Origin of the sequence: Christiangramia fulva (genome assembly GCF_003024155.1) — a bacterium.
Taxonomy (GTDB): domain Bacteria; phylum Bacteroidota; class Bacteroidia; order Flavobacteriales; family Flavobacteriaceae; genus Christiangramia; species Christiangramia fulva.
On record NZ_CP028136.1, the window covers coordinates 1,703,065 to 1,715,249 of the forward strand.

At 37.8% G+C, this 12,185-nt stretch carries 13 protein-coding genes and 1 tRNA gene; 7 read left to right on the top strand and 7 right to left on the bottom strand.

Going from position 1 to position 12,185, the window contains the following annotated elements; translation table 11 throughout:
* The first annotated feature begins 6 nt into the window (after positions 1–6).
* The 6 genes from C7S20_RS07810 (at position 7) to C7S20_RS07835 (ending at position 6,174) form a co-directional block, all read left to right on the top strand.
* Positions 7–1,128, top strand: a complete 1,122-nt coding sequence (locus C7S20_RS07810) for a histidine kinase (protein WP_107014142.1) — start codon at positions 7–9, stop codon at positions 1,126–1,128.
* Between the two features lie 2 nt (positions 1,129–1,130).
* The gene (locus C7S20_RS07815; protein WP_107011963.1) at positions 1,131–2,912 is read left to right on the top strand and encodes a sensor histidine kinase; all 1,782 of its coding nucleotides are present in this window, start codon (positions 1,131–1,133) and stop codon (positions 2,910–2,912) included.
* Positions 2,905–3,912: an FAD:protein FMN transferase gene (locus tag C7S20_RS07820; protein WP_107011964.1), complete on the top strand. Its 1,008-nt coding sequence runs from the start codon at positions 2,905–2,907 to the stop codon at positions 3,910–3,912. The genes C7S20_RS07815 and C7S20_RS07820 overlap by 8 nt, the downstream gene beginning before the upstream one ends.
* 596 nt (positions 3,913–4,508) lie before the next feature.
* Positions 4,509–4,994: a mobilization protein MbpA gene (mbpA, locus tag C7S20_RS07825; RefSeq protein WP_227009129.1), complete on the top strand. Its 486-nt coding sequence runs from the start codon at positions 4,509–4,511 to the stop codon at positions 4,992–4,994.
* Positions 4,991–5,857 (top strand): relaxase/mobilization nuclease domain-containing protein, encoded by an 867-nt coding sequence (locus C7S20_RS07830; RefSeq protein ID WP_227009130.1) that lies wholly within the window; start codon positions 4,991–4,993, stop codon positions 5,855–5,857. The genes mbpA and C7S20_RS07830 overlap by 4 nt, the downstream gene beginning before the upstream one ends.
* Positions 5,858–5,868: 11 nt before the next feature.
* A complete protein-coding gene (locus tag C7S20_RS07835; protein ID WP_107011966.1) occupies positions 5,869–6,174 on the top strand; it encodes a DUF6730 family protein in 306 nt (101 codons plus the stop codon).
* A gap of 140 nt (positions 6,175–6,314) precedes the next feature.
* Here C7S20_RS07835 and C7S20_RS07840 read toward each other — a convergent pair.
* Positions 6,315–6,396, bottom strand: a tRNA-Leu gene (locus C7S20_RS07840).
* A 122-nt stretch (positions 6,397–6,518) separates the two neighbouring features.
* On the opposite strand from C7S20_RS07840, the gene C7S20_RS07845 reads away from it, so the two are divergent.
* A complete protein-coding gene (locus C7S20_RS07845; protein ID WP_107011967.1) occupies positions 6,519–7,907 on the top strand; it encodes a dipeptidase in 1,389 nt (462 codons plus the stop codon).
* A gap of 226 nt (positions 7,908–8,133) precedes the next feature.
* Here C7S20_RS07845 and C7S20_RS07850 read toward each other — a convergent pair whose 3' ends face one another.
* The 6 genes from C7S20_RS07850 to C7S20_RS07875 all read right to left on the bottom strand — a co-directional run bounded on the left by C7S20_RS07850 (position 8,134) and on the right by C7S20_RS07875 (position 12,184).
* A complete protein-coding gene (locus C7S20_RS07850; protein WP_107011968.1) occupies positions 8,134–8,370 on the bottom strand; it encodes a VF530 family protein in 237 nt (78 codons plus the stop codon).
* A gap of 15 nt (positions 8,371–8,385) precedes the next feature.
* On the bottom strand, positions 8,386–8,961 hold the full coding sequence (locus C7S20_RS07855; protein ID WP_107011969.1) for a PhnA domain-containing protein: 576 nt from the start codon (positions 8,959–8,961) through the stop codon (positions 8,386–8,388).
* A gap of 58 nt (positions 8,962–9,019) precedes the next feature.
* On the bottom strand, positions 9,020–10,804 hold the full coding sequence (locus C7S20_RS07860) for a MutS-related protein (protein WP_107011970.1): 1,785 nt from the start codon (positions 10,802–10,804) through the stop codon (positions 9,020–9,022).
* Complete coding sequence (locus tag C7S20_RS07865) at positions 10,804–11,163, bottom strand: MmcQ/YjbR family DNA-binding protein (RefSeq protein ID WP_107011971.1); 360 nt, start codon at positions 11,161–11,163, stop codon at positions 10,804–10,806. Before C7S20_RS07865 ends, C7S20_RS07860 begins: the two co-directional genes overlap by 1 nt.
* Positions 11,164–11,258: 95 nt before the next feature.
* On the bottom strand, positions 11,259–11,414 hold the full coding sequence (locus C7S20_RS07870) for a GIY-YIG nuclease family protein (protein ID WP_107014144.1): 156 nt from the start codon (positions 11,412–11,414) through the stop codon (positions 11,259–11,261).
* 152 nt (positions 11,415–11,566) lie between these two features.
* The gene (locus tag C7S20_RS07875) at positions 11,567–12,184 is read right to left on the bottom strand and encodes a DUF4230 domain-containing protein (protein ID WP_107011972.1); all 618 of its coding nucleotides are present in this window, start codon (positions 12,182–12,184) and stop codon (positions 11,567–11,569) included.
* Position 12,185: the final 1 nt, after the last annotated feature.

Sequence of the window (12,185 nt, forward strand, 5' to 3'; positions counted from 1 at the left end):
TCAATTATGAACGCACATTCACAACCTGATCGATTCCTCGAACTAATAAAGAAGCGCCGTAAAGGAAGCCTGAAAGTTTATCTTGGAATGATCGCAGGAGTGGGGAAAACGTACCGAATGCTTCAGGAAGCACATGAGCTCTTGCGACAGGGAGTGGATGTGCGTATAGGTCTGATTGAAACGCATAACCGGGAGGAAACACAGCGCCTTTTGAAGGGAATCCCTCAAATTCCTTTAAAGGAAACATATTATAAGGGAAAGGTCCTTACAGAAATGGATCTGGAAAGCATTATAGAAAGTCGTCCCGAGATCGTCCTGGTAGATGAGCTTGCCCATTCGAACATTCCCGGCAGCCAAAACGAAAAGCGCTGGCAGGATGTAATAGATTTGCTGGAAGAGGGGATCAATGTTATCACCGCTTTTAATGTTCAACACCTGGAAAGTATGGTCGATCGTGTAGATAGCATTGCGGGAATCGAGGTAAAGGAAACTATTCCCGATCATTTTCTCAAGCATGCCGATGAAGTGGTAAATATAGACCTTCCCGCTGAAGATCTAATAAACAGGCTAAAAGATGGAAAAATTTACCAGGGTGAAAGAATAGAAAGGGCATTGAACAATTTCTTTCAGCCGGAGAAAATTCTTCAACTAAGAGATCTGGCCCTAAGAAAAGTAGCTTCACTTGTAGAGAAGAGAATTGAAAAAAACTTGCCTCCTGATAACCGGTTGAAGCAGGAGCGTTTTATGGCCTGCATAAGTACCAACTTTGAAAGTGCTAAAAATATTATAAGAAAGACCTCTCGTGTCGCCGATTATTATCAGGCCGAGTGGTATGTACTATATATCAAGACAACAGGAGAAGGAACAGAAAAAATAGATTTAAAACTTCAAAGAAAATTAATCAATAACTTTCAGTTCGCCGAAGAATTGGGTGCCAGGGTTATTACCGTTAAAGAAAATAATATTTCTCTTGCCGTATACCAAAAGGCTTTAGAATTGAAGATCACTAATATTGTAATGGGAAAGCCGCATTACACTATTTGGAGGCAAATAAGGGGCAAAAATCACTTTGATAAATTACTTAAACGCCTCATAGATACAGATATAGATGTAATTATAGTTTTTTAAAGATGAAAATTAAAACCAAAATAATCCTTTCTTTCGGATTTTTATTCCTCATGATCATCCTTCTAGGATCGGTTGGAAGTTTTTACGTTAGGCAATTGGGAAACGATGCGGCAGAAATTCTGAAAGAGAATAACCGCAGTTTAATCTATATGGAAAATATAGATAATGACCTTGATGTAATTTTAAAACAAGTGACGGTTGATGATCAATTACCTTCTTCTGAAATCATCCCAAATATTGAAGAGAATCTGGAACTTCAAAAGGCCAATATTACCGAGTTGGGAGAAAAAGGTCTCACCGCAGAATTGGAGAATTCTTTTGGTGCCTTGCTTGCCGCCATGGAGAACGGAAATATGGACCAGATCAAGAGGAATGTTTTCCAGGCAAAGCAGCTCGCCAGGAAAATCTATAATTTGAATCAGGAGAAGATCCTGGTAAGAAATGAAAAGGTAACCAAAACGGCCAAAGAGGTGTACATCTATATCACCAGTGTGTCGTTTTGCGCTTTTGTCATCGCCTTCTTTTTTTCCATTGGAATGCCTGGTTATCTAATCAAACCCATTCAAAGGTTCAATGAAGCCATTAAGAAGATTGCTGCCGGTAATTATAGCACACGTATTAAAATAAATAACAACGATGAATTTGGACAGCTTGGGAATTCTTTCAATTTCATGTCGGCTAGGCTGGAAGAATTTGAAAGCAGCAGTTATTCAAAGATACTTTCGGAGAAAAAACGTCTTGATTCGGTGATCAATCAAATGAGCGAAGGAATTTTAGGGTTAGATGATCGCAAAAACATCATTTTTGCTAATAAAAAAATGCTTTCTCTTCTAAATGTAGAGGAATCAAAGGTTAAAGGTAAATATGCTCCCGATATTGCTGTTCATAACGCTCTTTTACATAATCTGTTAGGACCAATTATGATTAGCAATGGTAAATATTCAACGGAAAGTTCTCCTATTAAAGTTACTGAAAACAATATAGAGAAGCTTTTTTCAAAACAATATTTTGATATTACAACTACTGCAAATGGAGAATCCAATCTATTAATCGGACATGTAGTAATGCTTCATGATATTACAAATTTCGCTGAAAAAGACAGGGCTAAAACCCGTTTTATTGCCACTTTAAGTCATGAATTGAAAACTCCCGTTGCCGCAATAGAAATGGGAACCGATCTTTTAAAAAACAGGCAAACAGGAAATCTAAATGATGAACAGCAAAATTGGCTTGAAGTTATCAATAATAACAATCTCAGGATAAAAAATATTATTAATGAGATTTTAGAATTAGCACAAATTGAAAGCGGGAGTATTGAGATAAGGAAAGAAAAAATCAGACTGGGAAAAATTTTAGAACTGGCTGTCCAGGCGGTACAACCTTTTCTTCGGAAAAAAGATATTAAAATTGAAGTAAATAATCCTACTGAAAATGTGATCCTGGAAGTAGACGGTCAGAAACTAAGTTGGGTCTTGAACAATTTACTTATCAATGCTATCAGATATGCTCCAAAATCATCCTTGATTTCGGTAAATACATTGCTTTCCGGCAAAGAAGTTAAAATTTCGGTCAGAGATGAAGGTAAAGGTATTACCCAGGAACAAAAAAATAACATTTTTAAGCCTTTCTTTAAAGGGAAAAATAAAAATTCGAGCGGAACAGGTTTAGGGTTGGTAATTTCAAAAGAATTCGTAGAGGCCATGGGAGGAAAAATTGGAGTCACCTCTCAAATTAATGAAGGAGCTGAATTTTGGATAAAATTTAATATTGCGGATAATGAATAAAGCAAAATTTTTAAAATTTTTTATTCCGTTGGTTCTTTTAATAATTACTGAGATTTTATTTCTTAATAAAAATTATAATAATCATTATATTACTTTGAAAGGGGATATCTATGGAACTTTTTATTCTATCAAATATCGCTCTCATACTAATTTTCAAGAGGGTATAGATTCTATATTTTCTTCCATAGATAATGCCGTCAGCTATTTTAATCCAACATCAGAAATCAGCATTTTTAATAAGAATGGCCAGTTTTTACATCCTTCGAAAATATTTCTGGAGCAACTGAATCGCGCCAGGTTTTATTATCAGAAAACACAGGGGGCTTTTGAACCCACCCTTTCTCCTATAATAGAAGCCTGGGGATTTGGTTTTAGAGCTGGTAATAAACCCACACCTTCACAGGTGGACTCTTTGTTGAACTTAGTTTCTTTTGAAAAAAATATTTATTTTAATGATACGGTGGTCAAAGCTGTTAAAAAGAACACAACCATTAATTTAACAGCTATGGGTGAAGGATTTACTATTGATAAAATTGCTAAATATTTAGATACAAAGAAAATTCAGGATTATAAAGTCGAAATTGGAGGAGAAATTAAATGTCATGGTGTAAATGAAAAAGGTGAGATCTGGAGAATTGGTATTGAAAACCCAAATTTTAGTTTAGGAAAGGAGGAAAATAGAATCCTAAAAATTGTAAAGCTAGATGATGCTGCTATCAGTACATCGGGAAGCTATAGAAAATTTTATTTAGATTCTACGGGACGCAGGCGTCCGCATATTATTGATCCAAAGACTGGGTATCCCGTTTCTCATAACTTGCTTTCAGCATCCATAAAATGTAAGAGCGCAGAAAAGGCCGATGCTATGGCTACAGCGTGCATGGTTTTAGGGCTTAGAAAATCTATTGACCTGATTAAAGCAGATTCCGGATTGGAAGGTTTTTTAATTTATGACGATGAAACAAATACACTTGATACTTGGAAATCGGAAAATTTTTAAAAGCAATCTTTTATAATCTCCAAATTTTTTGTTGCTTCAGGTTTTTACTTTTACTATAACCGATTGAATTAATCAATAAATAAAGAGTTAGTATTTGTGGTCCAAAATGAGGAAGAGGTGTCCCGTATGTAGGACAACCTATAAAAATACTTGTTTTCTATTGGGACACCGGTGTCCCAATACGGGACAACATACCATTAATAAATAAACATTAAAACATTTAAATGAAAAAATAATTATTATTTCGATAGGGTCAAAGTAAATTTTGCCAATTAACTTTCGGCTTCATCATTTTTACGGACTCTGTATTGGAATGGTAGTTTTAAGAAAAATGATTCAAAAAATGCTCCTAAAAAATTAACAAATAAGGACCTTCCAAGGATGTATCGGATTTATGAAATTTTGTATTTTTAAAAAGCAGCTTTTGAAAAAAAAAGTTACTCAAACAGGATCGAAATTTATAAAGTCTTCGACTTAGAAATTCCGACCCGTTTTCACCTTGACATGGTAAAAGAAGCTTGAGAGTTTAAGTTCCTTCGGATCAAACCTCAAGCCTCTTTCGGTTGATTTGACTTTCGCTTATTAAATCAATCGCCATGAAGAAAAAACCCGATTCCCAGCTTAAGCTTTTCAAGCTTAAATTTCCTTTTGAAGAAACTGAAAATCCAAGAAAAAATCCTGACGCTCCAAGAGAGAATTCAACGTCTGAATTCAGTAATTCAAGATGTGTGCCTGTGGACACAATCTTGATTGCTCCCGATGGTCGCAATGAAAAAAAGAGGTTTAGGGGGAAAGGTGATCTCGTTAAATTTCGATGCTCCTCCTTCGAAAAAAAATTATTGCTGATCAAAGCTAAAAAGAGCGGATTAACCCTTAGCGAATATTGCAGAAGAAGTGCTTTCGGATTAGAAATAACGGAAAGGCTTTCTGATGACCAAATTGCTATTTATAAAACACTGCTGCAATTCCACAACAATTTCAAATGGATCGGAAATATGTTTCGTCGGAAAGATCCTCGTCTTTCATCTGCGGTTTATAAACTTGCAGAAGAAATTAAGTCTCACCTTCAAAAAATTGTATGATGATTGGAAAAGGAAAATCAATTAGTCATACCCGGGCCTCAATGACTTATGGATGGAACCAGGAAAAAGAAGCCAAGGTAGTTTTTAAACAGGAACTCATCGGTGAAACACCTAAAGAGATCACAAAGGAATTTCAGGCCATTCAAGAGCTAAATGAAAATTGCCAAAGAAACACTCTATCTTTTGTCTTAAGTCCTACTATTGAAGACGGTCAAAAACTTAGCAACAAACAACTAAAGGAAATCTGTAAATCTTTCGTGGAGAAAATGGACCTGGGAGATCACCAGGCAATTGCCTTTGTGCATAAGGATAAAGAACATAAACATATCCATTTATACGTAAACCGAATCAATTACCAGGGTCAGGCCTATAATGATAGTTTTATAGGAAAACGTAGCCAATTGATGGCTGAAAAGGTCGCCCTTGAACATAAGTTAGAAACGGTAAAGGAGGTGCAAATGGAGAAGCTAATCAATCTAAAGGATATCCGTGCAGAGATCAAAAGAAGACATGATATTGCTTTAAAAAGTTTTCGGCCTAACACTTTTGAAAGATACCAGGAGGCCATGCACTGCAATGGAGTAAGAGTAATCCCTTGTATCAATAAAGCAGAGAAGCTGCAAGGATTTCGTTTTGAGTTTGATAAATACAATTTAAAGGGAAGTGAAATTCACCGAAGCATGAGCATGGGCAACATTGCAAAACAACTGGATAAAAACCAGCAGCGTTACAATGAAATAGGAAAACAACTGGCAGCTAAAATGATCGGGAAAGGTCTGGACGCGGCAGGAAACATACCCCTTAAACTAGCCAAGGAGGTAATCAAGAAAACAATATCTAAGGGTATGGATTTGGGAATGTAAATCATAAGGATATGGCAAAAGTAGAAGAACTAATGGCACTGATGATCGACGAGATCAACAGGTATGAGCAGCTGATTAAAAAAATGGAAAAGCTGCAGCAGCAAAAAATAGAAATCGATGTAATAAAATTAGAAGAATTCCTAAAAGCTCATGAAAATCAAATGGAGCAGAGCAGAAACATTCTGGAAAAATTTCATCGAAAAATGGAAAAATTAATGGAGGATGCCAATGTATACCCGAAATGGGCGGTGATAGTGTTTATAATTTCTCTTTTAATCAATTGCGGATTAATATTCTATATAATCATCCTGTTATAAAGCTATATACCTATTCATGAAATGAAATCGTATAGAATGAAGTTGAAAAAAATGGAAAATAAAAAAAATTAAAGTTGTTGTACCTATGTTGTACCTGTAAATAAAAAAGCCGACTCGTAAAAGTCGGCCTTCTCTTGCTGTGCGGGCGAAAGGACTCGAACCTTCACACCTCGCGGCACTAGATCCTAAGTCTAGCGTGTCTACCAATTCCACCACGCCCGCATTTTTTTCAATAAGATGCTTATTTTCGGTAAGCGGGTGCAAATATAAACATTACTTTTAAATAACAAATAGGTTGATAAAAAATTATCTTCTTAACTTTATCAAAATTCGAAATCAGTTTAATGGATACAATAAAAGACTATCTCGGTAAGAACCGGGAACGTTTTCTTGATGAATTAATTCAACTTCTTAAAATTCCTTCCATCAGTGCCGATCCTGCTTTTAAAAAGGATATGTTAACAGCAGCAGAGGCAGTTAAAAAAAGTTTATTAGATGCAGGCTGTGACCTTGTCGAGGTCTGCGAAACCCCAGGTCATCCTGTGGTCTTTGCAGAGAAAATAAAAGATAAAGATCTTCCAACAGTACTGGTTTATGGTCATTATGATGTGCAACCGCCGGATCCATTGGATCTTTGGGATTCGCCACCATTTGAACCTGTGATCAAAAAAACTAAGATACATCCTGAAGGGGCTATTTTCGCACGTGGAGCCTGTGATGACAAGGGACAAATGTTCATGCACGTGAAGGCGATGGAATACATGACCCAGAATGATGTGCTGCCCTGCAACGTCAAATTTATGATCGAAGGGGAAGAGGAGGTTGGAAGCGCTCATTTGGACTGGTTTATAAAGGAAAATAAAGACCGGTTGAGCAATGATGTGATTTTAATTTCCGATACAGGAATGATTTCCAGAGAAGCTCCTTCTATTACCACCGGTTTGCGCGGACTTTCCTATGTTGAAGTGGAAGTGACCGGTCCTAATCGTGATCTGCATAGCGGACTGTATGGTGGAGCGGTAGCCAATCCTCTCAATATTCTCAGCCAAATGATCGCTTCTTTGACCGATGAGAACAATCATATAACTATTCCCGGATTTTATGATAAAGTCGAACAGCTAAGCGACGAAGAACGATCAAAAATGGCTGAGGCGCCTTTCAATCTTGAAGAATATAAGAAAAAGCTTGATATTGAGGATGTTTACGGAGAGAAGGGCTATTCTACGCTCGAAAGAGGATCGATTCGACCAACCCTCGATGTCAACGGAATGTGGGGCGGGTACATTGGCGAGGGTGCCAAAACAGTGCTGCCTTCCAAAGCTCATGCAAAGATCTCAATGAGATTGGTTCCCGACCAGGACTGGAAAGAAATTACAGAGCTCTTCAAAAAACATTTTGAAAGCATCGCTCCAAAAAGTGTGAAGGTGGAAGTAAAACCTCATCATGGTGGTTTTCCTTATGTAACACCCATTAATACCATTGGTTATCAGGCGGCGAGCAAGGCTTATGAACAAACCTTCGGAAAAACTCCTATTCCTCAGCGTAGCGGTGGAAGCATTCCTATTGTGACGCTTTTTGAAAAAGAACTGAAAAGCAAGATCATCTTAATGGGATTTGGACTGGATACCGATGCAATCCATTCTCCTAATGAGCATTTTGGCGTATGGAATTACCTTAAAGGCATTGAAACCATCCCATGGTTTTACAAGTATTTTACAGAAATGAGTAAATAACGGTATTTTTCTCTGGAGCGGATAAGTGCAGTAAATCTTGTGTTTAATATATCGAGGGCATCTAAAAAGTTGAAGAAATCTGATCCTTTTTCGTAGCTATCGGGATATTTCAGGATCTCAACTAAATTTTAAATAAATTAAAAGCTGAATTAAGTTAATCTTGACGAAAATAGATTCCTTTGTCTCTTTTATTTCTTTTTATTTGGAAAGCTCAGGCCCGTTAACATTAAAAATCTGTCTTCAGAAATAGTCTTTCTACCTTTTCTCTGGCCCAGGGAGTTCTGCGTAAAAACTTAAGGCTGGATTTAATTGATGGATCATTTTTAAAGCAATTGATGTTAATCCTGTCGGCAAGACCATCCCAGCCGTAATGATCTAACAGTTTTTCCATTATGGTAGTCAGTTTCACGCCGTGTAAGGGGTTGTTGGGTTGTTCGTTGCCGGATTTGGTTTTCTTATCCATAATTCTAAATTGCTGCTAGGCTTTCTTCACAAATTTGGTGAGTATCACAATTTGCTGACCTTCAATTTTCCCTTCAATCTGTTCGGCATTGTCATGAACCAGTGATATTCGTCTTACTGCTGTTCCGCGTTTAGCGGTCAGGCTGGAACCTTTAACATTAAGATCTTTGGTGAGCATGACGGTATCACCCGCTTCCAGTACCGCACCATTACTGTCTTTATGAATTATTTCTTCGGAAGCACCTTCTGTTTTTAAACCAGCTTTCGCCCAGGCTTTTATATCATCCTCTAAATACATCATCTCCAGAAGATCCTGCGGCCAGCCTTCAGTTCGCAAACGGTGAAGCATTCTGTACGCCATCACCTGAACCGCCGGCACCTGGCTCCACATGCTGTCATTCAGGCATCTCCAGTGATTTGGCTGTACTTTTTCAGGATTTTCAATTTGTTCTTTACAGGTACGGCAGAGCAGAATTGAAGTATCGGCACTTTCTTCGGGAGAATCGGGGATTTGATAAATATCCAAATTGTTCTTTGCAGCACATAATTCACAGGTGGAATCACTGCGTTCTCTTAAAATTTCTAGGTTCATTCAGGTAAATTTGGCCGCAAAGGTACGCTATTAAAAAAGGAAAGGAATTATTACCGGTTCAATTCTCTTCATCGACGATCTTCATTTTCCGAAGTAAAAACGAAGCGTTCATGTTTTTGCAGATTCCGTTCTTCAGTTGATAGTCGAAATGCAGTTCATTATGAAGGATTTCAGCATCAAAATAGAAGTTTTTTACGGCTATTAATTCTTCTGAAATTTCACAAAGACTAAGATCATGAGTCGCAATGATTCCTGTAGAACCACTTTTTACCAGGCGCTGCACAAATTTTTTGGAGCCGATGGCTTTATCGGTGCTGTTGGTGCCTTTCAAAATTTCGTCCAGAATAATAAAATATTGATCCTTTTCAATATGATCTACAATAAATTTCAGGCGTTTTAATTCTGAAAAGAAATAAGATTCATCATCGCCAAGCGAGTCGCTGGTTCGCATACTCGTAATGAGCTTGATCGGGGAGTACTGACAAGATTCTGCACAAACAGGAAGACCAATATTCGACATCAATATCTGAAGGGCAACGGTACGTAAAAAAGTACTTTTTCCGGCCATATTTGCACCGGTGATAATAAAAAATTCTTCCGAATTGATCTCAAAATCATTGGTTACTCTTTTATCGGGATTTAATAGAGGATGACCAAGTTTTTTGGCTTTTATTCCTTTATTTTCAGAAAGGATTTCGGGATAGACGTAATGCTGATGGTTAAAATCAAAATTTCCCAGGCTGTTCCAGGCGTCGAGGGTTTCAACGGCTTCAAACCAGTGCTCTACGATTTCTGAATAATTCCCGATCCATTTTTCAATGGCATAAGCGTAGCGAAGGTCCCATAGAAAAAAGCCATTTGCGAGGAAACCGAAAAGGAAATTATTACGCTGGTCCAGAGAATCGATCTTGCGGGAAAATTTCTTCAGAAGAACTGAGGCTTTTTCTTTTTCAGATTGAATGGATTCTTTAAAATCTTTGAGATAAGCTGCCTCGAAATCTTCCTTTTCAATCAACGCCAGTAATTGGTGATATTGCTGAAAAGTATCCATTGTTTTTCCGGCTTTTTCGGAAAGTTCATTCACTTTCTTCAAATAAATAGCGGTTATTCCTATTCCGATAACCAGCCAAAGACCCACCGCCAATCCGGGAATAATCGAAAAATAAAATGCCAGAAAAACTCCAACAGAAATGACCGAAAATAAACCTGGGATCCAGGCCATTATTTTAGGAACGAACTGTTGGTAATTTCCCAGCCAATCAAGTATAGTAGACGATCTTGTTTCGCTTCTCACAAGCCTGGCTGTTGCTGTAAAATCCTGGCGCCAGTCGGCTTTTGCGCTTAATTCCCTGGTTGCTTCCTGTTTTTTCAGGATATTATCACACTCGTTTTCAAGCAGACTTTCAGCCAGTTTTGCTTTTCCTTCCTTTAACGCCGTACGGTTTAGATACTGGAAAAAGGATTTTCTTCCGAAAAGATCAATATCCCGGCAATATTCATGGTCTTCTTTTTCAAATTCCTTTCCGTCAGTCAACTCAGAATAATCATGAGTTTTCAGGATATTAAGTTCCTGTTCATTGATATTGATCAACTCACTGAGCTTTTCTTTTTCCTTTTTAAGATCGTTATGCCTGGAAACCAGGAAAATAAAAAGAACGATAAGAACAAGGGCCGCCGGTAAAAGAACCTGAAGATTTCCGAAGAAGAAATAAACAGCGGCACAGAATAACAGAAATGCCAGGAGTCTTAACATACCTGAAATGACCAGTTTCCTGGAGATTTTGCTGTGAGCAGACTGGTATTTTTTTAGTCGGTTATTGTAAAATGAGGTTGCTTCTTTCATTAAAGATCGTTGAGTTCTTTTTGGAGTTTTTGAGTAAGACTTTCCACAACCAGATCGTAAGAATGGTCAATGAGTTCAAAGACTAATTTAGGATCCAGGCGACCGTCGAGAACGACCGTGTTCCAGTGTTTTTTATTCATATGATAACCTGGTAGAATGGAATCTTCATGTTCTTCTCGCAATTCCACAGCCCTGCCTGGATCACATTTAAGATTTGCTCGAAGCGGCACTTCGTCAAGGGAAGCCAGGGCGAATATTTTTCCCATTACTTTAAAGACCAGCGTATCTGGACCAAAAGGCAAACCTTCGGTTACCCCTTTTTTGCTGAGGCAGTAGTCTCTGAAAGTGTCGATGTTCATTCCGATTTTTTAATTATCAAAAACCCTGAAATAACTTCAGGACGGCTGGAGGTGAAATTAAGAAAATTTCGTCATGCTGAACTTGTTTCAGCATCTCATAATTGTAAGAATAGATCTTTGAATTCGGGATTGATGGATCTGATCAAATTTAACTTCCATTCCCTGTGCCAGTTTTTTAATTGCTTTTCTCTTTCTATAGCCTGATGAATATCGGTAAACTCTTCAAAATAAATAAGTTTATTCTTTTTCATAATAGAAAGACCCTGAAACAAGTTCAGGGTGACGTGATGTTCAAATTGAAATCACTGGTATTCTGAGACTGCTGGGTAATGGATAAATAGAGCCCGGAACAAATTCAGGGTTACGAACCTGCCTATCGCTGGCAGGCTCATTTCAGAATCTCTTATTCATTTTCAATTGTTTTCTTTTCAGCGCTATCCACCGTTAATGAGGTATAATCCAGTTTCCAGCCGATGGTTTCCACGATTTTTTCCATCAATAAAATAGTGTCGAGGGCTTCCTTTTTCGCCTGTTCCATGAGTCCGCTTTGGGGAATCTTGTCGACGATATGTTTTTTCGCGTCACGGTTAATGTCGGTAAGATCAGATGTTGTAAACGGGTTTGCCCAGCCCTCTCGTTTGTCGTAATATTTAAAATCGGTTTCCACGGTAAGCAGTTCGGGCTGTGGGAAATCGGTTAAAATGATCTTTTTCTCCCGGGTATCACTGTGCATTTTGATCTTGCTCAGGTCAAATCCCACATGCGCTTTGGCATTGATAAGAACTATCGCTTTTTTCTTTCCGAAGATCAGGCTCATATATTTTTCCTTTAAATTCTCATAATGATAGATCTCTGAAAAGTCGCCTTCCACGGTAATGAATTTGCAAACGCTTCTGATCTTGTCCATCAAAATGACCGACTGCTCATTGGTCTTCAGCTTTGAGCGCTCTTTATGAAAACCGGTAAAAATGAGATAAGCCGCCACTGCGCCGGCCGCCAGGCCTATGAATAATAATTCCATA